This window comes from Pseudomonas sp. TWI929 (assembly GCF_039673335.1).
Lineage (GTDB): Bacteria > Pseudomonadota > Gammaproteobacteria > Pseudomonadales > Pseudomonadaceae > Aquipseudomonas.
The window spans coordinates 1-25,463 of record NZ_JBDJLK010000028.1; the positions used below are offsets into that span (position 1 = coordinate 1).

Genomic DNA, 25,463 nt, shown 5'->3' on the forward strand with positions numbered 1-25,463 from the left:
CCCACCGCCGCCACGCCCGCCCCCCCTGTTACACCGCCACCTTCAGGATGGCCACGCTCCCGGTGGCCGCGGCCTGGCCGGCGATGGGCCGCAGAGCGGCCCCGGCGATCTCAATGCGCCCCGGCCGATTTGTTCAGGTCACTTTCGGCCCACTCGGTATAGATGCAGGCATCAGCCACCGCCCAGCGCACTTTCACGGTATCACCCGGCTGCATCGGCATGCCCGCAGCCGAAAGCGCCTTCACCGTCAACTCGGTACCGCCTGCAGTCACCACATGGCAGGTTTGGCTCTCACCCAGGAACAGCACTTCACCCACCTTGGCGCTGACCTCGTTCCAGCCTGCAGGCAGCGGCTCGCGCGCGGCCTGTTCGGCAGTCAGGGCCAGGGCCTTTTCCGGCCGCACCATGATCAGTGCATCCTGCGAGGCGGCCAGGCCCGGGGTCAGGCGAATCGCCACCGGCTGGCCCTCGAAGCTGCCCGCGCCATTACTGCTGGCCTTGATCCGCAGGAAGTTGGAGTTGCCCAGGAACGAGGCGACGAAGGCATTCGGCGGGTTCTGGTACAGGTCGTAACCGGTGCCCAGGCCAACGATCTTGCCGTGGCTGAAAATGGCGATGCGCTGCGACAGGCGCATGGCTTCTTCCTGGTCGTGGGTGACGTAGACAATGGTGATACCCAGGCGGCGGTGCAGCTGGCGCAGTTCGTCCTGCAGGTCTTCACGCAGCTTCTTGTCCAGCGCGCCGAGCGGTTCGTCCATCAGCAGGATGCGTGGTTCGTACACCAGGGCGCGGGCAATCGCCACGCGCTGCTGCTGGCCGCCAGACATCTGCGACGGCTTGCGGTGGGCGAATTTCTCCAGCTGCACCAGCTTGAGCATGGCGTCGACGCGCTTGCTGGTCTCGGCAGCGTTGAGCTTGCGGATGGCCAGCGGGAAGGCAATGTTGTCGCGCACGTTCAAGTGCGGGAACAGCGAGTAGCGCTGGAACACCATGCCGATGTCACGCTTGTGCGGCGGCACGTTGACCAGCGACTGGCCATCGACCAGGATCTCGCCGCTGCTCGGTGTTTCGAAGCCGGCCAGCATCGACAGGGTAGTGGACTTGCCCGAACCGCTGGAGCCGAGGAAGGTCAGGAACTCGCCGTCCTGGATTTCCAGGTCGAGGTTGTCCACGGCGGTGAAGTCGCCGTAGTGCTTGTTCAGGCCGCGCAGGCTGACCAGGGTCTTGCCGTGCGCGTTGTCTTTGATCACTGCACTCATTGTTGTTTTCTCCGCGCTCAGGCGTTTTCGGTGCGCCGGCGCATGGCGGCGGCAATGAACATGACAAGCAGCGACAGGCCGATCAGCAGGGTCGAGGCCACGGCGATGACCGGGCTGAGGTCCTGGCGCAGGGTGGTCCACATCTTCACTGGCAGGGTCTGCAGGTCGGGGCTGGCCATCATCACGCTCAGCACCACTTCATCCCACGACACCAGGAAGGCAAACAGGCCACCGGCGATCATGCCCGGGCGAATCGCCGGGAAGGTTACCTTGAAGATTGCCTGCAGGCGCGAGGCACCGCAGATCACCGCGGCATCCTCGATCGACTGGTCGAACAGCTTTAGCGAGTTGATGATCGAGATGATGGTGAAGGGCAGGGCGACGATCACATGGCTGACCACGAAGGCGAACAGCGTGCCGGTGTAGCCCAGCTTGAGGAACAGCGCGTACACCGCCACGGCAATGATCACCAGCGGCACGATCATCGGCATGGTGAACAGCCCGTACAGCAGTTCGCGGCCCGGGAAGCGGCCACGCACCAGGGCGAACGCGCTGGGCAGGCCCAGCAGCACGGCAGCGATGGTGGTCAACACGGCCACCTTCAGGCTGGCCAGCGCGGCGTCCATCCACTCTGGGTTGGAGAAGAACTGGCCGTACCACTTGAAGGTCCAGCCCGGCGGCGGGAACACCAGCCACTGCGACGAGCCGAACGACAGCATCACGATGAACACCACTGGCAGCAGCAGGAAGGCCGCGATCACCCCGGTGGTCAGGTACAGGCCGGTACGCAGCGGGCGGCCCATGGCATTGGGAGACAGGAGCATGGCGGTTTACCTCGCGTTGCCAACCGGGGACTCCGGCTGCAGCTTCAGGTACAGGTAGAAGAGCACCAGGGTGATTACCACCAGCAGTGCGGCGGCGGCGCTGGCCAGGCCCCAGTTGAGGAACGACTGCACCTGCTGGATGATGAATTCGGGCAGCATCATGTTTTGTGCACCACCCAGCAGGGCCGGGGTGACGTAGTAACCGAGCGACATCACGAATACCATCAGCGCCCCGGAGAACAGCCCCGAGCGGCACAGCGGTAGGAACACCTTCCAGAAGTTGGTCCACGGGCTGGCGCCGCAGATCGAGCCGGCCTGCAGCACCATCGGGTCGATGGCATGCATGGTCGCCTGCAGCGGCAGCACGATGAACGGGATCATGATGTAGCTCATGCCGATCACCACGCCGGTGAGGTTGTGCACCATTTCCAGCGGGGCATCGATGATACCCATGGCCATCAACGCCTTGTTGATCACCCCCGAGCTTTGCAGCAGTACCAGCCACGAATAGGTGCGTGCCAGCAGGCTGGTCCACATCGACAGCAGCACGATGTTCAGCAGCCAGCGGCCCCAGCCCTTGGGCACCAGGGTGATCGCCCAGGCCAGCGGGAAGCCCAGCAGCACGCTGATCAGGGTGACCACGCCGGCCACCGAGAAGGTGTTGAACAGCACCCGTGCGTAGGCCGAGTTGGCGAACAGCTGCTCGTAGTTGCCCAGCCCAGGCGTTGGCTCCAGCACCCCGCGCAGCAACAGGCCGACCAGCGGGGCGAAAAAGAACAGGCCAAGGAACAGCAGGGCCGGCAGCAGGTTGCGGCTACCTTTCCAGCGTTGGCTCAGGCTGACGCGGCGCGGGGCCGTACCCGGGGCGCCGGCGCCCGTGGGGGCTCCTTGCGCGTTATGCAGGGCGTTGATGGCGACTTTCATTTGACCAACCACTCATTCCAGCGGGCAGCGATGGCCTGGCCGTTCTTGGCCCAGTAGGCAAAGTCGAGGGTGACTTGGTCCTGGGCGTAGGCGGTTGGCAGGTTCGGTGCGAGGTCTTTGTTCAGTTTGGCCACGCTGTCGACGTTCACCGGCGCGTAGGCGGTCTTGTTGGCGAACTCGGCCTGGCCCTCGGCGCTGCTGGCGTTGGCCAGGAACTTCATGGCCGCATCTTTGTTCTTGGCACCTTTGGGGATGACCAGGAAGTCGGCCATGACCAGGTTCTGCTTCCAGCTCACGCCAACGGGTGCACCATCTTGCTGCAGGGCATAGACGCGGCCGTTCCAGAACTGGCCGAGCGAGGCTTCACCAGAGGCCAGCAGCTGTTGCGACTGGGCGCCACCACCCCACCAGACGATGTCCTGCTTGATGGTGTCGAGCTTCTTGAAGGCGCGGTCCAGGTCCAGCGGGTAGAGCTTGTCGGGGGCTACGCCGTCGGCCAGCAGGGCCAGTTCCAGTACGCCGGGGCTCGGCCATTTGTACAGGGCGCGTTTGCCGGGGTAGGTCTTGGTGTCGAACAGCGCGGTCCAGTCCACTGGTTTGTTGGCACCGAGCTTGCCTTCGTTGTAGCCCAGCACAAAGGAGAAGAAGAACGAGCCGACGCCGTGGTCGGAGACGAAACGCGGGTCGATCTTGTCGCGTTTGATCTGGTTGAAATCGAGGGGTTCCAGCAGGCCTTCGCTGGCGGCACGCAGGGCAAAGTCGGCTTCGACATCGACCACGTCCCACTGCACGTTGCCGCTCTCGACCATGGCCTTGAGCTTGCCGTAGTCAGTGGGGCCGTCCTGGACGACTTTGATGTCGGTGGCTTTGGTGAAGGGTACGGCCCACGCTTCTTTCTGGGCGTCCTGGGTGGTACCGCCCCAGCTGACGAAGTTCAGGCTGTCGGCGGCCTGGGCGGCCTGACATGCCAGGGTCAGCAGGCTGGCGGACAGCACTGCGGTTACACGTTTGCTCAACAGCATGGTTACGCCCTCGTTGCTTTTGTTATTCGAGGCGGGGCTTTTGGTGCGCCCGCCAACAGTGTTCGGGGAGCAGCTAAAACAAAGTGTCATGTGGCCGTTTGTAATTGTAGGTGCCGGCCTGCAGATTCAAGGTCTACGGGATATCATATTATGGTATTCCAAACTTTTGGCAAGAGGCATGAGGCGACCGGCCATCACTCCGCCCTCTGCAAGGTGCCGCGAACCTTTGCAGGAGCAACTGCCTTGCTCATAATCCAAGCGCTTGCGCAATGTTTAGTGGGGGCGGGCGTGTCGAGGCGTCGACGTGGTGGTAGGCACCGGCTGTGCGCGGGTGTTCGCGGCTAAAGCCGCTCCTACAGGTGCGGCGATAGCCTGAAGATTGGGCAATATCTGAGGGAGCAACTGCCTTGCATTAATCGAGTGGCCTTGAGCTGGCTGCTCCCGCAGGGATCGCACAAGATTTTGGATTTTCAGCAAGACAGTTGCTGCTAGAGAGGGGAGCGCGCCAGCTTTCGGGGTTAGCTGTTCCAGTCCGGCGCAAACGCCGGGCTTACCACGCGCTGGTCTTTCGGCAAGCCGGCAATCGCCGCGCGGTCTTGGTCATCCAGTTGCACGTTAAATGCCGCCAGGTTGGCCAGCTGGTTGTCGCGGCTGCTGGCCTTGGGGATCGCCGCCACGCCGTCCTGGTCCAGCAACCACTTCAGGGCCACTTGGCTGGGTAGCACGCCATGCTTGCGGGCAATTTCCTGGATCACCGGCTGTGCCGCTGCCTGGCCGCGGGCCAGTGGGGTAAAGGCAGTGAGCAGCAGATCGTGGCGCCGGGCGTAGTCGAGCAGCGGTTGCTGATCGAGCAGCACATGGTATTCCACCTGGATCGCCGACAACGGCGCGCCCAAGGTCTCGATCACCTGGCGCAACAACCCCAACGGGAAGTTGGCCACGCCGATGTTGCGCACCTTGCCTTCATCGTGCAGCGCCACCAGGGTGTCGATGCAGCGGGCCAGGTCCCAGTCCTTGCCGGGCCAGTGGATGTGGAACAGGTCGACCTGCTCGGTACCCAGCGCGCGCAGGCTGTCTTCCAGCGACTGGCGCATGGCCTTGGGCTCCAGGCGGTCCCACCATACCTTGGTGGTCAGGTGGATCTGCTCGCGCGGCACGTCGCTGTCGCGCAGGGCCTGGCCGACGGCCGCTTCGTTGTCGTAGGCGGTGGCAGTGTCGATGTGCCGGTAACCCACTTCAAGCGCCTGGCGCACGGCCTGGGTGCACTCGGTGCCGGTCATTGGCCAGGTGCCCAGGCCGATTGCGGGCAGGTCCAGGCCGTTACGGGTGGTGAGCCTTTGCATGTAAATTCCTTGTAGGGTGTGCTGGGTTCGCGCTCGATGGTCGGTGATCAGCTCCACACGGGCCATGCGTGCGGGGTGGAAAGTGGTCGGTCAGCGAACAAAAATTGCAATCAGCCTGGACAAGCGGCATTTGAACTTCCTTATGCTGCGGCATCTCTTCTAGAATCCGAGCTGTTGCATCCGCCAGGCCATGCCTGTGCGGCCTTCCCTGGGCGTGGCATTCGGCCGCGTCGTCATCGAGAGAGCCATGAGTTCCAGCACACCGCTGTCCGGCGTCAACCAACCCCTGCGCGGCATTGCCCTGGTGGTAGTGGCGACGTTCCTGTTCGCCAGCCACGATGCCCTGTCGAAATTCCTTGGCGGCCTGTACCCGATCGTCATGGTGGTATGGGCGCGCTATGTAGTGCATACGCTGCTGATGGCCGGCATCTTCCTGCCCAAGGCCGGCCTCAACGTGCTGCGCACGCGCCGCCCGGTGTTGCAGACCTTGCGGGCACTGAGCCTGCTGAGCACCAGCTTGCTGTTCACCACCGGCCTGCAGTACCTGCCACTGGCCGAGGCCACGGCGGTCAACTTCCTCGCCCCGGTGCTGGTTACCGCGTTGTCGGCGCCGCTGCTCAAGGAGCGGGTGACGGTAGGGCAATGGGTGGCGGTGGTGCTGGGCTTTATCGGCGTGCTGGTGGTGGTGCACCCGGGGGGGGCGATGTTCACCCCGGCCATTCTGTACCCGTTCGGTTCGGCGTTGGGCTTCTGTTTCTATCAGTTGCTGACGCGCATCCTCGCTGCGCACGACAGCCCGACCACCAGCAACTTCTATGCAGGGCTGTGCAACACCCTGGCGATGAGTGCGCTGGTGCCGTTCTTCTGGGAAGTGCCGCGTTGGGACCATGCGCTGCTGATGCTGGCGCTGGGCGGTTTTGGCATGACCGCGCACCTGCTACTGACCCAAGCCTTCCGTCATGCGGCACCGGCGTTGCTGGCGCCGTTCAGCTATTGCCAGATCGTGTTTGCCGGTTTGCTTGGGTTGATCATCTATAGCCAGGTGCCGGATACCTTGAGCCTGGTGGGTATTTCGGTGATATGCCTCAGTGGGCTGGGGGCGGCGTGGATGCAGCGGGGTAAGTAACCTGTACCGGCCTCCTCGCGGGTGAACCCGCTCCCACGGTTCGGCACAGTATCGAAGCACTGTGGTGTACCTGTGGGAGCGGGTTCATCGAGGCGTCGAACCGCCGCGAAAGGGCCATCAGACTCGCCCCTTCATCAAAGCCTGCAACGAATCGTCGAAGTCCCGCAGCGCATCCGCCTGCACCGCCCGCTCATCTTCCATCACCCGCGCCACATCGCCCAGGCGCTTGCTGGCCCGCCCTTCGGCGCGGCCGATGTAGGTCAGCTGATCATCGAAAAAACGCGCCACCACCCGGCTCTCGATACCCACACTGGCCAAGCGGCTTTCGATGTCCAGCAGCACGATCACGTCCGGATGGTCGCCCAGCAGCGTGTCCAGGTCGTCATAAAAGGTGACTTCGGCGAACTGCTGCGCCAGCGAGCGTGCCAGCCAGTCATAGGCCTGGCTTTCGCTGTTCAGGGTCGCCACCGGAATATGCTGGCCTGCTACCGGCGCGGCAGCCTGGGTGCGGTGGCTGCTGAGGTAATTGAGGGTTGCCTCGGCATCACGCCCCAGCAACACCGCCACCCGCTGCCCGGGGGCCAGGGCGACGCTGGAAATGGCTGTGGCCGAATAGAAGTGCCCGAAGGGCCGCGCGGTATCGGTGGCGGCCGGGCTGGCACAACCGCCGAGGGCGGCCAACAAGGCAAGCAGGGCAGCGATCATGCCGGATTTCATGGGGTGATCCCTCAGCGATTCAGTGAATGCCACCATCTTCCGCCCGCGCCGGCCACAGCGGAACTTGATGGCATTCATGGTGGCTATCGATGAGGTCGATGTGTCACTGCGTAGCCATGAACTGCAAGATGCGTTCGCGCAGCCAGCGCTCGGCCGGGTCGTTGTCCTGGGCACCGCTCCACACCATCGAAAGCTCAGCCTCGGTGATGTCGAATGGCGCCGGGTCGGCGCGCAGGCTGCCGTCGTCGGCCAGGGCGCAGGCGGCGTAGTCCGGCACCGTGGCGATCAGCTCGGTGTTGCGCAGCAGGGCGCGCAGGCTACCGAACTGCGGCACCGCCAGCACCACCTTGCGGCAACGGCCGATGCGCGCCAGGTCGAGGTCGATGTTGCCGCTCATGTCGCCAGAGAACGACACCATCACATGCGGCCGGGCGCAATATTCGTCGAGGGTCAGCGGCCCCGGGCGGTCGTCGGCACGCAGCACTCGCACGCCGATGTCGCGCAGCTTGCGGCGCTTGGCGGTGGCCGGCAGGTCGGTGGTATAGCTCACGCCTACCGAGATTTCGCCGCTGGCCAGCAAACCCGGCATCAGCAGGAAGTTGGCCCGACGCACCACCACGCTGATGTCCGGGGCTTTCTCGCGCAGGGCTTGCAGCAGGGCCGGGAACAGGCCGAATTCGGCATCGTCCGACAAGCCCAGGCGGAACACGTTGCAGCTGTTGGCCGGGTCGAACTCGCGGGCGCGGCTGATGGCGGCGGAAATCACGTCCATAGCCGGCCCCAGCTCGGCGAAAATCTGCATGGCCCTTGGCGTGGGCTCCATGGCCCGGCCGCTGCGGATCAGCAGCGGGTCGTCGAACAGCTCGCGCAGGCGGGCGAGGGCGGCGCTGACAGTGGACTGGGTGATGAACAGTTTTTCACCAACGCGAGTCAGGTTGCGTTCGATCATCAGGGCTTCGAACAGCACCAGCAGGTTCATGTCGACGCGGCGCAGGTCGTTGCGGTTCATGAGGGGGCAGGTTCCGGAGTAGAGGGGTTGGCGGTGTATTGAAGCATGTGGGTGGCCTGTTTGCCTTGTATGGATGTGCCGGCCCTATCGCCGGCAAGCTAGCTCTCCCCGGTATTGCACAAGGCCGTGGCAGGTGCAGGCCTGACAGAGCCAACCTATCGCCCTCTAATAGCCACTCTATTAGAACTCTGCCCAAGCTCGGCTAGTCTTTCCCCTGGCCCCGCGAATTCCGCGAACGGGCGGTGTGTCAGCACCTGCGTGCAAGACCGCGCCAACCCGCCGTGACAGCTTCGCAAGCCCCGTGTACACCTGATGAGGGGTAGCATGAGCACACGCGCTCGGCTGAAAGAACACCTGGCATAGACCGGAAATCTGGATAACCGACCCAAAGGTACCCGCAGATGTCGAACGAATCGAAATGCCCGTTCCATCAAACCGCAGGTGGCGGCACCACCAACCGTGACTGGTGGCCTGACCAGCTCAACCTGAGAATTCTTCACCAGCACTCGTCCAAGTCCGATCCGATGGACCCTGGCTTCGACTATGCCAAGGCGTTCAAGAGCCTCGACTTCCAGGCCCTGAAGAAAGACCTGACCGCCTTGATGACCGACTCGCAGGACTGGTGGCCAGCCGACTTCGGCCACTACGGTCCATTGTTCATCCGCATGGCCTGGCACAGCGCTGGTACCTACCGCATTGGCGATGGCCGTGGCGGTGCGGGCTCTGGCCAGCAACGTTTCGCCCCGCTCAACAGCTGGCCAGACAACGTCAGCCTGGACAAGGCGCGGCGCCTGCTGTGGCCGATCAAGCAGAAGTACGGCAACAAGATTTCCTGGGCCGACCTGATCGTGCTTACCGGCAACGTTGCCCTTGAATCCATGGGCTTCAAGACCTTTGGCTTCTCTGGCGGCCGTGCCGATGTGTGGGAACCGGACGAAGATGTGTACTGGGGGTCGGAGAAGGTCTGGCTGGGCGGTGATACCCGCTACGGCAAGGCCCAGCCACCGGGCAAAGGCGACCTTGTGGCAGAACCTGCCAAGCGCCCCGAGGAGGAAAGCCGCACCCTACAGGGTGAACGCAACCTGGAAAACCCGCTGGCCGCGGTGCAGATGGGCCTTATCTACGTGAACCCGGAAGGCCCGGAGGGTAATCCCGACCCGGTGGCTTCGGGCAAGGACATCCGTGACACATTCGGGCGCATGGCCATGAACGATGAAGAAACCGTGGCGCTGATTGCCGGTGGCCACGCCTTCGGCAAAACCCACGGTGCCGGCCCCGCCGATAACGTTGGCCCCGAGCCGGAAGCGGCAGGCCTGGAGCTGCAGGGCCTGGGTTGGGCCAACAAGTTTGGCAGCGGAAAGGGCGGCGATGCCATTACCAGCGGCCTGGAAGTGATCTGGACCTCGACCCCCACGAAGTGGAGCAACGAGTACCTCAACAACCTGTTCAACTTCGACTGGGAGCTGACCAAGAGCCCGGCCGGTGCGCACCAGTGGCGGCCGAAGGACGGCAAAGGCGCAGGCAGCGTGCCGGATGCCCACGACCCGGCCAAGCGCCATGCACCGTCGATGCTCACCTCCGACCTGGCGCTGCGCTTCGACCCGATCTACGAGCCGATCGCCCGGCGCTTCAAGGACAACCCTGACCAACTGGCCGACGCCTTCGCCCGCGCCTGGTACAAGCTGATCCACCGCGACATGGGCCCGCTGGCACGCTACCTGGGCCCGGAAATGCCCAACGAAGAGCTGTTGTGGCAAGACCCGCTGCCCAAAGTCGACCACCCGCTGGTGGGCGAGCAGGACATTGCCGCACTCAAGGCCAAGGTGCTGGCTTCGGGCCTGAGCGTTGGTGAGCTGGTGGCCACTGCCTGGGCATCGGCATCGACCTTCCGTGGTTCGGACAAACGGGGCGGGGCCAACGGTGGCCGCCTGCGCCTGGCGCCGCAGAAGGACTGGGCGGCCAACCAGGGCACCGGCAAGGTGCTGGCGGCACTGGAGAAGATACAGGCCGAGTTCAATGCCGGTGGCAAGAAAATCTCCCTGGCCGACCTGATCGTGCTCGCCGGTGCCGCAGCGGTGGAGAAAGCCGCCAAAGACGCCGGGCACAATGTCAGTGTGGCGTTCCGCCCGGGGCGTACCGATGCCACCCAGGCGCAAACCGACGTCGAGTCGTTCGCCGTGCTGGAGCCGCTGGCCGATGGCTTCCGCAACTTCAGCAAGGGCCGCTACAGCGTCAAGGCCGAGAAGCTGCTGCTGGACAAGGCCCAGTTGCTGACCCTGACCGCGCCGGAGCTGACCGTGCTGATTGGCGGCCTGCGTGTGCTGGGCGCCAACCATGGCGGCAGCCAGCAAGGTATGTTCACCGACAAGGTCGGCACCCTGAGCAACGACTTCTTCCGCAACCTGCTGGACATGAGCGTGGAGTGGAAGCCGACCTCGGCGGACAACGAAGCCTTCGAAGGCCGCGACCGCAAGACCGGGCAGGTGAAGTGGACCGGTAGCCGGGTTGACCTGGTGTTTGGTTCGCATGCGCAACTGCGGGCGTTGAGTGAGGTGTATGGCAGTGGTGATGGTGGTGACAAGTTCGTGCGGGACTTTGTTGCGGCCTGGGAGAAGGTCATGGAGCTGGACCGTTTTGACCTGAAGTAACGTTGTTCGCAGCGGGGGGCGCTTTGCGCCCCTATCGCCACACAAGGCCGCTCCCACATTGATCGGCGTACGCAGGACCTTGTGGGAGCGGCCTTGCCGGGGCGCCGGACCGGTCGGATGGGCTGCAAAGCAGCCCCAGGGCAGGTGGCGATCCCGCCAATTCCAGGTCGGATAGATACAAAAGCGTCCTCGTCGGTTCTGTTGCAATGCTTCTCAGGCGGCCGGCCTGAACAGCGTGCTCACAACGACAAGGAACCCCGACCATGCAAATGCCCAAGACCCTGAAAATCCGCAACGGCGACAAGGTACAGCCAACGTTCTCAGCCCAGGAATACGCCGCCCGCCACGCCCGGCTGCGGGCCTACATGGCCGAACAGGACATCGAGGCGGCGATCTTTACCTCGTACCACAACGTCAACTACTACAGCGATTTCCTCTACTGCTCGTTCGGCCGCCCGTATGCGCTGGTGATCACCCAGGACAAGGTGGTGTCGATCAGTGCCAACATCGACGGCGGGCAACCCTGGCGGCGCACGGTCGGCACTGACAACATCGTCTACACCGACTGGCAGCGCGACAACTACTTCGTCGCCATCCAGCAGGCACTGCCGCTGGCCTCGCGCATTGGCGTGGAATACGACCACCTCAACCTGCAGAACCACGGCAAGCTCGCTGCCTGCTACCCCAAGGCAGAGCTGGTGGACATTGGCGCGCCGTGCATGCGCATGCGCATGATCAAGTCGGCCGAGGAGCAGGCGCTGATCCGCCACGGCGCGCAGGTGGCCGATATCGGCGGGGCGGCAGTGGTCGAGGCGCTGCGTGAGCATGTACCTGAGTACGAAGTGGCGCTGCATGCCACCCAGGCGATGGTCCGTGAAATCGCCAGGCGCTTCCCCGATGCCGAGCTGATGGACACCTGGACCTGGTTCCAGTCCGGGCTCAATACCGATGGCGCGCATAACCCAGTGACCAGCCGCCGGGTCGGCAAGGGCGAGATCCTCAGCCTCAACTGCTTCCCGATGATCGCCGGCTACTACACCGCGCTGGAGCGCACGCTGTTCCTCGACCACTGCCCGGATGAATACCTGCGCCTGTGGCAGGCCAACGTCGAAGTGCACGAAGCCGGGCTGAAGCTGATACGCCCGGGCATGCGCTGCAGCGACATCGCCCGCGAACTGAACGAGATCTTCCTGCGCCACGACCTGCTGCAGTACCGCACCTTCGGTTATGGTCACTCGTTCGGCACCCTGAGCCACTACTATGGCCGCGAGGCCGGGCTGGAACTGCGCGAAGACATCGACACGGTGCTGGAGCCGGGCATGGTGGTGTCGATCGAACCGATGATCATGCTGCCCGAAGGGCGACCGGGGGCGGGCGGGTATCGCGAGCATGACATCCTGATTGTCAACGACAACGGCGCCGAGAACATCACCAAGTTCCCGTATGGGCCGGAGCACAACATCATTCGCAAATAAGCATCGGCGTCGCCTGCTTCGCGGCTAAAGCCGCTCCCACAGGTATTCATTGTGAGAGCGGCTTCAGCCGCGAAAGGGCCAGCCCAGACAACAAAAAAATCACTGTATGACCACCAGACCCTGCCTCCAATTAAAAGAACCAGAGGGTACCCGTCATGTCCAGCACCACCCTTGACCCATCTGCAGTCGCCGGCCCCGCACACAACGCCGAACGCCAGGCCCTGCGCAAGGCCGCCCGAGCCAGTTTCATGGGCAACTTCGTCGAGTGGTTCGACTACGCCGCCTACGGCTACCTGGCCACCATCATCGCCGCCACTTTCTTCCCGCAAACCGACAAGGCCACCGGCCTGCTGGCGACCTTTGCGGTGTTCGCCCTGTCGTTCCTGGTGCGCCCGCTGGGCGGCATTGTCTGGGGCCATTTCGGCGACCGCCATGGCCGGCGCAACGCACTGTCGTGGTCGATCCTGATCATGTCAGTATCCACCTTCTGCATCGGCCTGTTGCCCGGCTATGCACAAATCGGCCTGTGGGCGCCTGGCCTGCTGCTGCTGATTCGCCTGGTGCAGGGCTTCTCCGCCTCGGGCGAGTACGCCGGTGCTGCGGCGTTTCTGGCCGAATATGCACCGCCCGGGCGGCGTGGCTTGTACACCAGCATCGTGCCGGCCAGTACGGCGGCGGGGTTGCTGTTCGGTGCAGCGTTCGTCGCGGTGCTGCACGAACTGCTTAGCAGCGAAGCCCTGCATGAGTGGGGCTGGCGCCTGCCGTTCCTGCTGGCGGCGCCGTTCGGCCTGGTGGGGCGCTATATCCGCATGAGTCTGCAGGACACGCCCAAGTTCCTGGAGATGGAGCAGCGCCTGGAAAACAAGGCCGGTATGGCCCCGGCGCCGCTGCGCGAGCTGCTGGGCCAGCACCGGCGCAGCCTGGCCATTGGCATTGGTGTCACCTGCCTGAACGCGGTGGCGTTCTACCTGCTGCTCAGCTACATGCCCACCTACCTGTCCAGTGAAATGGGCATGAGCGAGCGGGACTCGTTCATTGCCTCGACGGTGTCGCTGGCCACCTATATCGGCTTGATCTTCCTGATGGGCCGGCTGTCCGACCAGTTTGGCCGCAAGACCATGCTGGTGGTGGCCTCGTTGTTGTTCCTGGGGCTGACCGTGCCGCTGTTCCGCCTGCTGGACGGTCAACCACTGCTGGTGATCCTGGCCATCCAGATTTTCTTCGGCGCGATGCTGGCGATGAACGACGGGACCTTGCCGTGCCTGCTGGCGGAGATATTCCCGACACGGGTGCGCTTCAGCGGCTTTGCCTTGAGTTTCAATGTGGCTAACGCCTTATTTGGCGGGACTGCGCCGTTCATTGCCACCTGGTTGATCCAGGTGACTGGCAGCAAGCTTGCCCCGGCGGGGTATTTGCTGGCGGCGGCACTGGTGGCGTTGGTGGCCATGCTGATGTGTCGGGAAACGGCGCATTCGGCCCTTGAAGATTAGTTGATCTTCACCGGCCTCTTCGCGCCGAACCGCCGCGAAGAGGCCGGCAAAGCCGACACAATCCTTCAATCAATGTAGAGAAGCCTGCCGCCGCTCCCCCAAAGGCGACAAGCCAAAGAACCGGCTGTAGCTCTTGGAAAAGTGCGCCGGCGAACTGAACCCGCAGGCCAGCGCCACCTCGCGCACCTGCACGTCACTGCGCAGCAGCAGCTCCCGCGCCCGGGACAGCCGCAGCTCTAGGTAATACTGGCTGGGCGTGCGCTGCAGGTACTTGTGGAACAGCCGCTCCAGCTGGCGCACGGTCACTTCGTTGAGGCTGGCCAGCTCCTCCAGCCCTAACGGCTCTTCGAGGTTGGCCTCCATGATCGCCACCACCTGGCTCAACTTGGGCTGTGCGCTGCCAAGCAGGGTGCGCAGCGGCACCCGCTGGCGCTCGCGCTCACCACGTACCCGGTCGCACAGCAGTAGTTCGGCCGCCTTGGCCGCGATGTCCTGGCCGCCGGGTTCGCGGGCTACCAGTTGCAGCATCATGTCCATGGCCGCTACGCCGCCCGAGCAGGTATAACGGTCGCGGTCCAGTTCGAACAACTGGCTGGAGATGACGATGCCGGGGAATTGCGCCTGCAACGTTGGCAGGTCTTCCCAGTGGATGGTGCAGCGGTAACCCTTGAGCAGTTCGGCCTTGGCCAGCAGGTAGCTGCCGGTGCAGATGCCGCCCAGTGGCAAGCGTTGGCGGGCCAGTTGGCGCAACCAGTCGACCAGCGGGCGGTTACCACGGCCGCGGTTGATCGGGTTGGCTCCGACCACCAGCAGGGCATCCAGCGCGGGGGCGTTGGCGATACTGTAGTCGGGTAGCACGCGCATGCCGTTGCTGGCCATCACCGGCGCATCGTCTGCAGCAATCAGCACGCTGCGAAACAGTGGCTTGCGCGCGGCCAGGTTGGCCATGCGCAGGGTCTCCACCGCCGACGCCAGGCCGATGGTGGTGAAATTGGGCAAAATCAGAAAGCCGAAGGTTTTTACCGAACAACTCTTTACAATAGAAGGCGATAGGTTTGCAGAAACGGGGTGGACCATTGCGCTGTTCCTGTGCAAGCTGAGGCATAGTTCGTCAGGGGCAGTGAGAAAAACAGCCTCGCGTGATTCTTGTTGTTATAGGTCGTTGCCGGGTCGATCTTACACCCCGGGCGCAGCGGCCAGGAATGGCCCCGCCGGCCGGCAGGGCCGACAGTGATTGCACAGAGAAGGTGATCGTTCGTGAACCCCGAATCCATGCTGGCGGCATTGCCGGGCTACGCCATGTCGCCCGAGTCGATCCAGGTGCTGCCCGATGCCAAGGCCTACCGCGCCTGCCTGCTCGAGCGCATCCGCGCAGCAACCCGGCGCATCGTTATCGTTGCGCTGTACCTGCAAGAAGACGAAGCCGGCCAGGAAGTGCTGGATGCCTTGTACCAGGCCAAGGCCGAGCGGCCGGGCCTGGAAATCACCATCGTGGTCGACTGGTTCCGCGCCCGGCGCGGCCTGCTGGGGGCGGGGCGCCAGCCAGGTAACGCGGCCTGGTACCAGGCCCAGCGCCAACAGCGCGGGCTGGATATCGTCATCCATGGCGTGCCAGTGCAGACCCGCGAGCTGTTTGGGGTGCTGCACCTGAAAGGCAGCGTTATCGACGACTGTGTGATCTACACGGGCGCCAGCCTGAACAACGTGTACCTGCACCGCTTCGACCGTTACCGCCTGGACCGCTATCACCTGTTCCAGTCGCCAGCACTGGCCGACGCCATGGTCGACCTGGTGCGGCGCCTGCTGCATCACACAGCCACACCGCGCCTCGACCTGCCGGCGCCACCCTCCACCCGTAGCCTGCGCGGCGACATCCGGCGCTTGCGTGCGCGGCTGCGGCGCATGGCCTATGAAGCACCGGCCAGTGTGGCGGGGCAGGGCCTGCGGGTGGTCCCGCTGCTGGGTGTGGGCCGTGGCAACCCGTTGAATCGGGCGCTGTGCGCCTTGCTGGCAGCGGCGCGCACGCAGGTCATCATCAGCACGCCGTATTTCAACCCCCCGCGGGTAGTGATGCGCGAACTTGACCATGCCCTGGCGCGGGGGGTGCAAGTGGAGCTGATCGTCGGTGACCGCACGGCCAACGACTTCTATATCGCCCCTGGCGAGCCGTTCAGCGCCAGTGGTGCGCTGCCCTATCTGTACGAGGACAATCTGCGCGCCTTCGCCCGACGCCGCCACGCCGCGATTGCCAGCGGCCAGCTGCAAGTGCGGATCTGGAACGATCCTGGGCATACCTTCCATGCCAAGGGCGTGTGGGTCGACCAGCGCTATTCGCTGCTGACCGGCAACAACCTGAACCCGCGCGGTTTCAACCTGGACCTGGAGAATGGCCTGCTGATCGATGACCCGCAAGGGCAATGGCTGGCGCCACGTGAGGCGGAGTTGAACGAGCTGCGCCGGTATGCGCCGAAGATTGGTTCGGCCGAGGCGCTGGGGGTCAAGGCCGAGCACCCCAAGGAAGTGCGCAAGTTCTTGCGGCGGCTTCGCTATAGCCGGTTGGAGCCGTTGATCAAGCGAGTGCTCTGATGTCGCCTATTCTGGCCCTATCGCCGGCAAGCCAGCTCCCACAGCTAAAGCGCAGGTTTCAAGGCATGCGCTGTACCTGTGGGAGCTGGCTTGCCGGCGATAGGGCCAGAACAGCCAGTCGAAAACTCAGGCTGTGGCGCCTTTGGCGGGTGCCACCTCGGCTTCCTTCTTGCTTTTCGGCTTGAGCCGCGACACGGCAAACAGCACCACCGCCAGCCCGACGACCTGGTACAGCGAAATCTCCTCGCTCAAGATCGCCCAAGACGCCAGCACGGTCAGCACCGGCCCCAGGTTGCCCACCGCCGCCGTATGGGTCGGCCCCAGGCGCTGAATCGCCAGTGCCACCCAGTAGATCGGCAACACCGTGGAAAACAGAGCCATCAACCCGGCATTGGCCCACACCGCACCTGGCAACTGCCACAGCTGGCCCACTGGTGCCACCAGCAGGTAATGCGCCAACACCATCAGCGAGGACGCGGTGCCGCATAGCCCGGCCAAACGCATCGAGCCCATGCGCTTGAGCATCATTCCGGTGCCGGAGTAATACAACGCGTAGGTCACCGCACTGGCGAACACCCACAGCGAACCCAGCACCACCTGCTGGCCAACCCCGGCAACACTGACGTCATGGACAAAGGCGATGCCCAGCCCCAGGTAGCACAGGCCCATGGCCGACAAGGTGCGCAGGCTTGGCCGTTCGCGCAGGGCGATGGCCTGGAACACCAGCACCAGCGTCGGGTAGGTGAACAGGATCAAGCGTTCCAGCCCAGCGCTGATGTACTGCAAACCATAGAAGTCGAACAGGCTGGCCAGGTAATAACCTAGCAGCCCGAGCAAGGCGACACGCAAGCCGTCGCCCAGGTTGAGGGGGATGCTGCCCTGACCACGGCTGGCCCATACCAGCCAGGCAAACAACGGCAGCGACAGCCCCATGCGCAATGCCAGCAGGCTGATGGCGTCCACCGGCCCGGCGGCATAGGCGAGCTTGACGAAGATGGCCTTGAAGCTGAAGCCCAGGGCCGCCAGTACGGCGTACAGGGCGCCGCTTTGCAGCTGGCGCTGGATCAGGCTGCGTAATGCGTTCATGGGATACCCGCGGCAGAAGAAAGACAGGGCTTATTCTGAACAGAAGGCGGTCGCGCTAGAATCGCTTTTTAGCGAACATGGTGTTCGTTTTTGGAGAAGGGCATGCCATTCGACCTGACTGACTTGCGCCTGCTGCTGGCGATCGCGGCTACGGGCAGCCTGAGCAAGGCGGCTGCGACCTTCCCGGTGGCGGTGTCGGCCGCCAGCAATCGCCTGCGCCTGCTGGAGGAGCGCTGCGGCCTGGTGCTGTTCACGCGTAAGGCCGACGGCATGCAGCTGACGCCTTCCGGGCGCCTGGTGCTGGAGGGTGCGCGTAGCGTGCTTGGCGAAGCGCAGAAACTGCAGGAGACCTTGCAGCAGCTGTCTGGCGAGCACCGCATCACCTTGCGCCTGGCGGCGTCCACCGTGACCAACAGCACTTTGCTGCCGGCGGTGCTGGGGCCGTTCCTGGCGGACTACCCGGAAGTCGACCTGCAACTGGTGGAGCACAAGAGCGTCGATGTGCTGCGGGTGGTGGTGGCCAACGAGTGCGAGATTGGCGTGTACGACGGCATCCTGCACAGCGAAGGCGTGGTATCGCTGCCGTTTCGCACCGAGCGCCTGGTGATGCTGGTGCCGGCCGATCATCCGCTGGCCGGGCGCGAGCAATTGCGTCTGGTCGATGCCTTGGGCTATGCGTTCATCTGCTTGCCGGGTGAGCGGCCGATGCAGCGCTTTGTCGAAGAGCTGGCGATGAACCTGGCCATGCCACTCAAGGTGCGGGTGCGTGCGCCCAGTTTCGAGGCCATTGCGCAACTGGTCGCGCAGCGCGCAGGGGTGGCCATGCTGCCTGAAACAGCCGCAGTGCGCGCCGAGCAGGAGCTGTCGGTGCGCCGAGTGGCCCTGGCGGAAAGCTGGGCCACCCTGGAGTTACGCCTGTGCTTCCGTGACTGTGAGCGCCTGAGTTCGCACGGGCGGCAGCTGGTGAGCTTTCTGTCCGGGCAACGGCTTACTGCGCCGGGGCCAGGCGAATACCACTCACCTGCACCTGATCACCGGGCTTGAAGCGGGCATTGGGCGAGCGGTAGCGCTGGGTGCTGCCGTCGTCGTGGCGCACTACATAGGCCGGGTCGCTGCTGCCAGTGCTTTGTTGCACGGCAGCACCGCCAAACGCGCCCAAGGCAGCGCCGGCGATGGCGCCAAACGGGCCACCGAGCGCAGCGCCGACCATCAGGCCGCTGACACCGCCGGCGCCATAGCCCACCGTGTTGTCGGCGCTTTCCGACAGCACCTCGTCGGCGCAGGCGGGCAGGGCGATAGACAGGGTCATCGCCAAGGGGAGGAGGAAGTTTTTCATGATAGTTATTCCGCAAGGCAGATTGTGGCGAAAGAGAACGGTTCAGTTTTCGTGCCAGGTAGTCAGCCCTTGCAATTCGGGGTATTGCACCAGTGCGTTGTCTTTACGACAGCGGTTTTTGTGGTGCGAATGACAGCGGTGATGTCAATATGACATGCATTTCGTGCAGGTACCTTCAAGGGCTGGTCTATGATTTGCTGGCACGTATGCAGGGCCCCTCTGAAAAGTCATCACAAGCGCATACAATCGGGCCCTTTTCCTCTTTAACCAGAAAGGCCAATCCGTATATGGCGCTTGATCCACCCACGATGCTGACTATCTCGATCGCCTTGGCCGCCGCAGCTGCCTTGTACCTGGCGATCGAGTGGCGCAGCGTTCGCGAGCCTTCACTGCTGTTCTGGAGCGCAGGCTTTGCCACTATTACGGTGGGCTCCACCTTGGCTTTGCTGCGGGGCATAGGCTTGCTCTTGATCGGTATCTGGTTCGCCAACGGCTTGTTGGTGGTGGCGCACTGGTTCTTCCTGGTTGGGGTATTGCGCTTCACCCAGAACCGTCTGTCGCGCAGCTGGCTGCTGATAGTGGCTGTATGGTTTGCCTTGCTGCTGCTGCCTGTCGGGCCGCAGTGGTCGAAGGTGATGCTGATGGTCAACTCGCTGCTGGTGGCCTTGTTGACGCTCAAGGCCAGCTTCCTGCTGCGGCCGCATGGCAAGTCGCTGAGTGTTGGCGCGGTGCAGTTGCGCTATGTGTTGCTGATCCATGGGCTGTTCTATGTGGCCAAGGCGATCATTGCAGTCACACCGGGTACGCTGATCGACCTGGCCACTTTCGGTGGGCTGATCATTCAGGTTTCCTTGGTTGAAGGTGTGATGGCGATCATGTTGATTGCCTTGTCGATGACCGGCACCGTGCGCTACCGGCGTGAAGAGCGGATTGCCCGGCTGGCGGCCCGTGACCCGCTAACTGCGCTGTACAACCGGCGTGCATTGGAGGTGCGCGCTGCAGATTTCTTCAAGGACGTTGGCCCGGCGCAACCTGGGGCGTTACTGCTGATCGATATCGACAACTTCAAGCTGGTCAACGACCTGCATGGGCATATTGCCGGGGACCGCTTGCTGATTTCGCTGAGCGAGATGATTCGCACGGCGCTGCCCGAGCGTTCGCTGGCGGCGCGGTTGGGTGGCGATGAGTTCGTCATTTTGCTGCGTGGGGCCAGTAGCGAGCGGGTCTTGGAGTTGGGTGAGGGGTTGCGTGAGCAGTTCCAGCAGTATGCTGGCAAGACCGTGCCTACGCCTGAGGCGGTTACCTTGAGTATTGGTGCCAACCTGTTCGACCAGCCGCCAGCGAGCCTGGCGGCGTTGATCGAGCAGGGGGATGTGGCGTTGTATCAGTCCAAGCGGGGCGGACGCGATAGCATTCGGTTTGTTGAGCGCTCGATGGCCGACCTCAACCAGTAGCCTACGTATTGCTTTTGCTTTTGCCTTTGCTTCTAAGCGCGCGGTAGTTCAGGCGCCGCAGATTGCGACTTCAGGAGGCCTGCGTTCGGCCTCCTGAAGTCGCGAAGATCAAGATCAAGATCAAGATCAAGATCAAGATCAAAAGCAGGGGCAGGCAGGAATCAGGTCACCACCTGGTAGCACGGTACATACGCTGCGCCACCAGGCAGCTTCATCCGGTGCTGGTCGACGAACGCCTGCAGCAGCCGGCCCAGCGGGTCCAGCACGGCGCTGTCGCCACGGATCTGATAGGGCCCGTGTTCTTCGATCAGGCGGATGCCCTTGTCCTTGACGTTGCCGGCGACGATGCCAGAGAACGCCCGGCGCAGGTTGGCGGCCAGTTCATGGGGTGGCAGCTCCCGGCGCAAGTCCAGGTCGGCCATGGCCTGGTGGGTCGGGTCGAACGGGCGCTGGAAGCTCTCCTCGATCTTCAGCAGCCAGTTGAAGTGGAAGGCATCGTTGCGCTCGCGGCGGAACTGCTTCACGTCCTTGAGCCCTTCGACCATGTGCCGGGCGACTTCTGCCGGGTCGTCGATGATGATCTCGTACAGGCGGTGTGCCGCTTCACCCAGGGTTGCGCCGACGAAGGCGTGCAGCTGCTGCAGGTAGGGTTCGGCACTGCGCGGGCCGGTGAGCACCACCGGGAACGGCAGGTCGCGGTTGTCCGGGTGCATGAGGATGCCCAGCAGGTAGAGGAACTCCTCGGCCGTACCGGCGCCACCCGGGAAAATGATGATGCCGTGGCCGACACGCACGAAGGCCTCCAGGCGCTTCTCGATGTCCGGCAGGATCACCAGTTCGTTGACGATCGGGTTAGGTGCCTCGGCGGCGATGATGCCCGGTTCGGTCAGGCCCAGGTAGCGGCTGCCATGCATACGCTGCTTGGCGTGGGCGATGGTCGCACCCTTCATCGGGCCCTTCATTACGCCCGGGCCGCAGCCGGTGCACACGTCCAGTTTGCGCAGGCCCAGCTCGTGGCCGACCTTCTTGGTGTACTGGTATTCCTCGCTGCTGATCGAGTGGCCGCCCCAGCACACCACCATCTTCGGCTCCACACCCGGGCGCAAGGTACGGGCGTTGCGCAGCAGGTGGAAGACGTAGTCGGTGATGCCCTGGGAGCTTTCCAGGTCGATGCGCTGGCTGGCCAGCTCGCTTTCGGTGTAGACGATGTCGCGCAGGGCGCTGAACAGCATTTCACGGGTGCTGGCGATCATCTCGCCATCGACGAAGGCATCGGCCGGGGCATTCAGCAGTTCCAGGCGTACGCCGCGGTCTTGTTGGTGGATACGCACCTCGAAGTCCTGGTAGGCCTCGAGGATGGTCTTGGCATTGTCGACATGGGCGCCGGTGTTGAGGATGGCCAGGGCGCACTGGCGGAACAAGGTGTAAAGGCTACCGGTACCGACTTCACTCAGTTGCTGCACTTCACGTTGTGACAGCGTCTCCAGGCTGCCTTTGGGGCTGACGGATGCATTGATGACATGGCGTTGGGGCATCTAAGTCTTTCCTGTGCAGGTAAAACATCCTTCTTTGACAACACCATACCGAGAAATTTGGGCGGCAACGAGGGGGGACAACAAAAACGTCATGAGACCAAGTTGGCTTTTTCGCGGGTAAACCCGCTCCCACAGGTACAGCGCAAGCCCTGAAGACGGCGCTGTCCCTGTAGGAGCGGGTTTACCCGCGAAGCAGGCAACTCGGTCTCACATCAGCCCAACAGCTTTTGCACCCCCAGGGTAATCGCCATTCCACCGCCAACCAGCCACAGGTTGAGAATCGCCCCGGTGGCCAGCGCCCGTGGCCCGGCCTGGCGAATCTGGCTGAAGCGGGTCTCCATCCCCAGCGCGGTCATGGCCATGGTCAGGGCAAAGGTGTCCAGGCTGTTGACCGCCTGTGTCACGCTGCCGGGCAGCACCTGCAGCGAGTTCACCAGCACCAGCGCGAGGAAACCGAAGGCGAACCAGGGCATGGCGATGCGCCCGTTGCCCTGCGCCTGGCCAGCCTGGCGCGAGCGGCTGATCCACAGGCCCACCACCAGCAGCACCGGCACCAGCAGCATTACCCGGGTCATTTTGACGATGGTGGCAATGTGCGTGGCCTCGGGGCTGACGTTGCTGGCCGCGCCAACCACCTGCGCGACTTCGTGGATGGTGCCACCCAGGAAGAGCCCGGCGCCCATGGTGTCCAGCTGCAACCAGCCGGCGTTGATCGCCAGTGGGTAAAGGAACATCGACAGGGTGCCGAACAGCACTACGCTACCCACCGCCATGGCGCTTTTGTGCGGGGCGCTGCGCAGCGCCGATTCGAAGGCCAGTACTGCGGCAGCACCGCAGATGGCGCTGCCAGCGGCGGTCAGCAGGGCGGTATCGCGGTCCAGCTTGAACAGTTTCATGCCGCACCACAGGCCGATCAGCAGGGTGCTGGACACCACCAGCAACGACACGATCAGCCCCGACCAGCCGACTTCGGCGATCTCCTGCAGGCTTACCCGCAGGCCGAAGAAAGCCACGGCGATGCGCAGCAGGCCGCGAGCGGAAAAGTTGATGCCCGCTGCCCAGCTTGCCGGTACGCCGTCACGCAGGGCATTGCCATACAGCGCACCGGCGACGATACCGACGATCAGCGGGCTGATGCCCAGGTTGGAGATGGCGGGCATGGCCGCCAGTTGTGTGACTGCGAGCGCGAACAGCGCGACGAACAGGATGCCATTGAGCCGCCCTTTGGTAGAAAGGGTAGGGGCAAAAGCAGGGTTGGACGGAACCGTGGCCATGTGAGTCCTCCGGAAAGGTGTTTCGACAAGGCCTACGTTAATCTGGTTATAAGCTTATAAAAAATCGTAATTTAGAATGGAAAATATCCGAATAGCTGATATTTTTCATTTATGACCCCGGAACAACTGATAACGTTCGCCGCCGTCGCCGAGCATGGCAACATCAGCCATGCGGCCCAGGCCCTTCACCTGTCGCAGCCAGCGGTGTCTGGCCAGCTCAAGCTGCTGCAGGAGGCCTTTGGCGAGCCGCTGTATCAACGTGCCGGCCGTGGTGTGCGGCTGACGGCGGCTGGCGAGCAGTTGCTGGCGCATGCCGAGCGCCTGCGTGAAACCTTCCGCCAGGCCCAGGCGCTGCGCGACGCGATGCGCGGGCTGGAGCGCGGGACCTTGCGCATTGGTGCCAGCACCACACCGGCCAGCTACCTGTTGCCGTATCTGCTTGCCGACTTTCACGCGCGTTATCCGGATGTGCTGGTGACTACGTCGCACGGCAACACGGCGGAAATCGTCGCAGCACTGGACACTGTAGATATTGCGCTGATCGAAGGCCCTCCCGGGCAGGAGCTGCCGTTGGGCACGGCAGTGACGGCATGGCGGGAGGATGAGATCGTGGCCATCGTGCCGCGTGGGCACCCCTTGGCTGATAGTGACCAGCAGGTGCTGGCGGCGCTGGGGGCGTACCCGTTGGTACTGCGTGAGAGCGGCTCGGGTGTGCGGCAGATCGTCGAGCGCGCGTTTGCCCGCAGTGGCGTGGCGATGCGTGTGGCGCTGGAAATTGCCGGGGTGGAAGGGGTGAAGGAGGCGGTGCGGGCCGGGATGGGCATTGGTTTTGTGTCGGCGATGTCGATCCGGCATGAGGATGGGGCGTTGCACAGGTTGCAGGTTGCGCCGCAGGCCTTGGTCAGGCGGTTTTCCATACTGATGCCGCATGCGGCCACGCCGTCGCGGGCGGCGGCGCGGTTTCTTGAGTTGTGTGTTGGCTTGCAAGAGGTGGGTTGACTGCGCCGGCCTCTTCGCGGGCTTGTCGCCCTAGGAAAAAGCCTATAAACGGCAAAGGCTCCCCTCAGCGAGCACTGAGAGGAGCCTTGCTTTTTAGCGATCAGCGGTGAGCGTCATCGCCCAGCACGGCTGTTCTGAAGCGGCTGCGCAGGTAAGGCCCATCGCGAGGAGGCAGGGCGGTCGGCTCCGGATCAGTGGTCACTTTAATCACCACCAGGACAGGGCCGTTGTGCTGGTAAAGGGTATCCAGAGATGCATCAAGCTCTTCATCGGTTCGAACGATGAGGCTGGCCTGGATGCCGGCAGCCTTAGCGATAGCGCTGATGTTCACACCTTTGCCGGCGTGAGCAGGTTGCATACCAGTCTCTGCGTAGTGCTCGTTGTCGATGACAACGATGGTCAGGTTCTGCGGGTTTTGGCATGCCACTGTAGCGAGCGAGCCGAGTCCCATCATCATCTCGCCGTCGCCTACGAAGACGAAAGTACGACGAGTCGGCTGCGACAGCGCGAGGCCAAGGCCAAACATGGCAGCACCGCCCATTGCGCCCCAGAGATAGAAGTTCTGTGGGCAATCACCTGCCGCCGCCACATCGAAGGTAGGGTTACCCAAGCTGGTGATGGCAAAGGAGTCTTTGCGATTTTTCAGGATCTTTGAAACCACTTGCCGGCGACGCAGCGTCGGTTTGATATCGTTCGAGTAGGTCATGACTTCTCTCACTTGTTAAAGTTTTTAGTTCCGATCACGCGCTGGGCGATCAACACTGCAACCATGCGGCCAGTTTGATATGCGAAGCGGGCACCAGCGGCGATGTTGGGATGAACTTCTTCTGGCGAGTCGGCGCGATATACATGGACGCCGGAGTCTTCGAGAACAGCTTGAGTCGATTTACCCATAGCTACCTGCCAAGGGTTGAACTCACCCCATTCGCCACGCATGGTGACGATCATGAACAGAGGCATACGCGTCTCATGCTGAAGAGAAAGCATGTTGATGCAGTTGCCTACCCCGCTCGATTGAATAAGCAGGACGCCGCGTTGACCACCGATCCAGGCACCACCCAGTTGTGCAATACCTTCTTCTTCGGTGGTCAAAGAGACCGAGTGAATTTCAGGATCTTCATCGCACATGCGAATCAGTTTGGCGTGACCTGCGTCCGGCACATATGCAACTTGCTTGACGCCAAGTGCTTTGAACTCCGAGAATATTTGTTCTGGCCAATTGGTGCTCATGGTGTACTCCACGTTTTATTTAACGGTTGCCTACGCAAAAGCAGGCAGCTTAGACAGTCCAATAATTAAAAACTTCACGAATTTCTTCATTTTGATGCAGCTCTTTTTCTTTTTGTTTTTCATTGG

At 63.1% G+C, this 25,463-nt stretch carries 22 protein-coding genes; 8 read left to right on the plus strand and 14 right to left on the minus strand.

Translation table 11 applies throughout. The features are described from left to right. Window positions 1-110: 110 nt before the first annotated feature. The 5 genes from ABE456_RS13755 to ABE456_RS13775 all read right to left on the minus strand — a co-directional run bounded on the left by ABE456_RS13755 (window position 111) and on the right by ABE456_RS13775 (window position 5,372). On the minus strand, window positions 111-1,259 hold the full coding sequence (locus ABE456_RS13755; protein ID WP_346644394.1) for an ABC transporter ATP-binding protein: 1,149 nt from the start codon (window positions 1,257-1,259) through the stop codon (window positions 111-113). A gap of 17 nt (window positions 1,260-1,276) precedes the next feature. Further along, window positions 1,277-2,083: an ABC transporter permease gene (locus ABE456_RS13760; protein ID WP_346644395.1), complete on the minus strand. Its 807-nt coding sequence runs from the start codon at window positions 2,081-2,083 to the stop codon at window positions 1,277-1,279. A gap of 6 nt (window positions 2,084-2,089) precedes the next feature. Next, window positions 2,090-3,007, minus strand: coding sequence for an ABC transporter permease (locus tag ABE456_RS13765; RefSeq protein WP_201207091.1), 918 nt, complete (start codon window positions 3,005-3,007; stop codon window positions 2,090-2,092). After that, complete coding sequence (locus ABE456_RS13770; RefSeq protein WP_346644396.1) at window positions 3,004-4,029, minus strand: ABC transporter substrate-binding protein; 1,026 nt, start codon at window positions 4,027-4,029, stop codon at window positions 3,004-3,006. Before ABE456_RS13770 ends, ABE456_RS13765 begins: the two co-directional genes overlap by 4 nt. Before the next feature lie 518 nt (window positions 4,030-4,547). Further along, window positions 4,548-5,372 (minus strand): aldo/keto reductase, encoded by an 825-nt coding sequence (locus ABE456_RS13775; protein ID WP_346644397.1) that lies wholly within the window; start codon window positions 5,370-5,372, stop codon window positions 4,548-4,550. 247 nt (window positions 5,373-5,619) lie between these two features. Between ABE456_RS13775 and ABE456_RS13780 the strand changes: the two genes are divergently transcribed. Next, entirely contained in the window at window positions 5,620-6,498 is an 879-nt protein-coding gene (locus ABE456_RS13780; RefSeq protein ID WP_346644398.1) for a DMT family transporter, read from the plus strand. Window positions 6,499-6,615: 117 nt separating this feature from the next. Here the strand turns inward: ABE456_RS13780 and ABE456_RS13785 are convergent, their stop codons facing one another. Together ABE456_RS13785 and ABE456_RS13790 are read right to left on the minus strand one after the other, a co-directional pair. After that, window positions 6,616-7,215, minus strand: a complete 600-nt coding sequence (locus tag ABE456_RS13785) for a hypothetical protein (RefSeq protein ID WP_346644399.1) — start codon at window positions 7,213-7,215, stop codon at window positions 6,616-6,618. A 103-nt stretch (window positions 7,216-7,318) separates the two neighbouring features. Beyond that, window positions 7,319-8,224 (minus strand): LysR substrate-binding domain-containing protein, encoded by a 906-nt coding sequence (locus ABE456_RS13790; protein WP_346644400.1) that lies wholly within the window; start codon window positions 8,222-8,224, stop codon window positions 7,319-7,321. Window positions 8,225-8,625: 401 nt separating this feature from the next. On the opposite strand from ABE456_RS13790, the gene katG reads away from it, so the two are divergent. The 3 genes from katG (at window position 8,626) to ABE456_RS13805 (ending at window position 13,837) form a co-directional block, all read left to right on the plus strand. Then, window positions 8,626-10,872 (plus strand): catalase/peroxidase HPI, encoded by a 2,247-nt coding sequence (gene katG / locus ABE456_RS13795; RefSeq protein ID WP_346644401.1) that lies wholly within the window; start codon window positions 8,626-8,628, stop codon window positions 10,870-10,872. Window positions 10,873-11,135: 263 nt separating this feature from the next. Next, entirely contained in the window at window positions 11,136-12,347 is a 1,212-nt protein-coding gene (locus ABE456_RS13800; RefSeq protein ID WP_346644402.1) for a M24 family metallopeptidase, read from the plus strand. Between the two features lie 155 nt (window positions 12,348-12,502). Beyond that, on the plus strand, window positions 12,503-13,837 hold the full coding sequence (locus ABE456_RS13805) for an MFS transporter (protein ID WP_346644403.1): 1,335 nt from the start codon (window positions 12,503-12,505) through the stop codon (window positions 13,835-13,837). A gap of 69 nt (window positions 13,838-13,906) precedes the next feature. Here the strand turns inward: ABE456_RS13805 and ABE456_RS13810 are convergent, their stop codons facing one another. Continuing rightward, a complete protein-coding gene (locus tag ABE456_RS13810; RefSeq protein WP_346644404.1) occupies window positions 13,907-14,914 on the minus strand; it encodes a GlxA family transcriptional regulator in 1,008 nt (335 codons plus the stop codon). Between the two features lie 180 nt (window positions 14,915-15,094). On the opposite strand from ABE456_RS13810, the gene pssA reads away from it, so the two are divergent. Beyond that, window positions 15,095-16,423 carry a CDP-diacylglycerol--serine O-phosphatidyltransferase gene (gene pssA / locus ABE456_RS13815; RefSeq protein ID WP_346644405.1) on the plus strand — a complete coding sequence of 443 codons (1,329 nt, stop codon included), beginning with the start codon at window positions 15,095-15,097 and terminating at the stop codon, window positions 16,421-16,423. 126 nt (window positions 16,424-16,549) lie between these two features. On the opposite strand, the gene ABE456_RS13820 is transcribed toward pssA, so the two are convergent. Further along, window positions 16,550-17,509, minus strand: a complete 960-nt coding sequence (locus ABE456_RS13820; protein ID WP_346644406.1) for a DMT family transporter — start codon at window positions 17,507-17,509, stop codon at window positions 16,550-16,552. Window positions 17,510-17,611: 102 nt separating this feature from the next. Between ABE456_RS13820 and ABE456_RS13825 the strand changes: the two genes are divergently transcribed. Beyond that, window positions 17,612-18,553, plus strand: a complete 942-nt coding sequence (locus tag ABE456_RS13825; protein WP_346644407.1) for a LysR substrate-binding domain-containing protein — start codon at window positions 17,612-17,614, stop codon at window positions 18,551-18,553. On the opposite strand, the gene ABE456_RS13830 is transcribed toward ABE456_RS13825, so the two are convergent. After that, the gene (locus tag ABE456_RS13830) at window positions 18,498-18,845 is read right to left on the minus strand and encodes a hypothetical protein (RefSeq protein ID WP_346644408.1); all 348 of its coding nucleotides are present in this window, start codon (window positions 18,843-18,845) and stop codon (window positions 18,498-18,500) included. The genes ABE456_RS13825 and ABE456_RS13830 overlap by 56 nt on opposite strands. A 308-nt stretch (window positions 18,846-19,153) precedes the next feature. Between ABE456_RS13830 and ABE456_RS13835 the strand changes: the two genes are divergently transcribed. Further along, on the plus strand, window positions 19,154-20,299 hold the full coding sequence (locus ABE456_RS13835; protein WP_346644409.1) for a GGDEF domain-containing protein: 1,146 nt from the start codon (window positions 19,154-19,156) through the stop codon (window positions 20,297-20,299). 161 nt (window positions 20,300-20,460) lie between these two features. On the opposite strand, the gene ppnN is transcribed toward ABE456_RS13835, so the two are convergent. Together ppnN and ABE456_RS13845 are read right to left on the minus strand one after the other, a co-directional pair. After that, complete coding sequence (gene ppnN, locus ABE456_RS13840; protein WP_346644410.1) at window positions 20,461-21,834, minus strand: nucleotide 5'-monophosphate nucleosidase PpnN; 1,374 nt, start codon at window positions 21,832-21,834, stop codon at window positions 20,461-20,463. Between the two features lie 212 nt (window positions 21,835-22,046). After that, window positions 22,047-23,108 (minus strand): YeiH family protein, encoded by a 1,062-nt coding sequence (locus ABE456_RS13845; protein ID WP_346644411.1) that lies wholly within the window; start codon window positions 23,106-23,108, stop codon window positions 22,047-22,049. 111 nt (window positions 23,109-23,219) lie between these two features. Here ABE456_RS13845 and ABE456_RS13850 point away from each other — a divergent pair, with 111 nt between their 5' ends. Next, a complete protein-coding gene (locus ABE456_RS13850) occupies window positions 23,220-24,107 on the plus strand; it encodes a LysR family transcriptional regulator (RefSeq protein ID WP_346644412.1) in 888 nt (295 codons plus the stop codon). Window positions 24,108-24,207: 100 nt separating this feature from the next. On the opposite strand, the gene ABE456_RS13855 is transcribed toward ABE456_RS13850, so the two are convergent. Next, complete coding sequence (locus ABE456_RS13855; RefSeq protein ID WP_346644413.1) at window positions 24,208-24,813, minus strand: thiamine pyrophosphate-dependent enzyme; 606 nt, start codon at window positions 24,811-24,813, stop codon at window positions 24,208-24,210. 8 nt (window positions 24,814-24,821) lie between these two features. Further along, window positions 24,822-25,337, minus strand: a complete 516-nt coding sequence (locus tag ABE456_RS13860; RefSeq protein WP_346644414.1) for a phosphonopyruvate decarboxylase — start codon at window positions 25,335-25,337, stop codon at window positions 24,822-24,824. Between the last annotated feature and the right edge of the window lie 126 nt (window positions 25,338-25,463).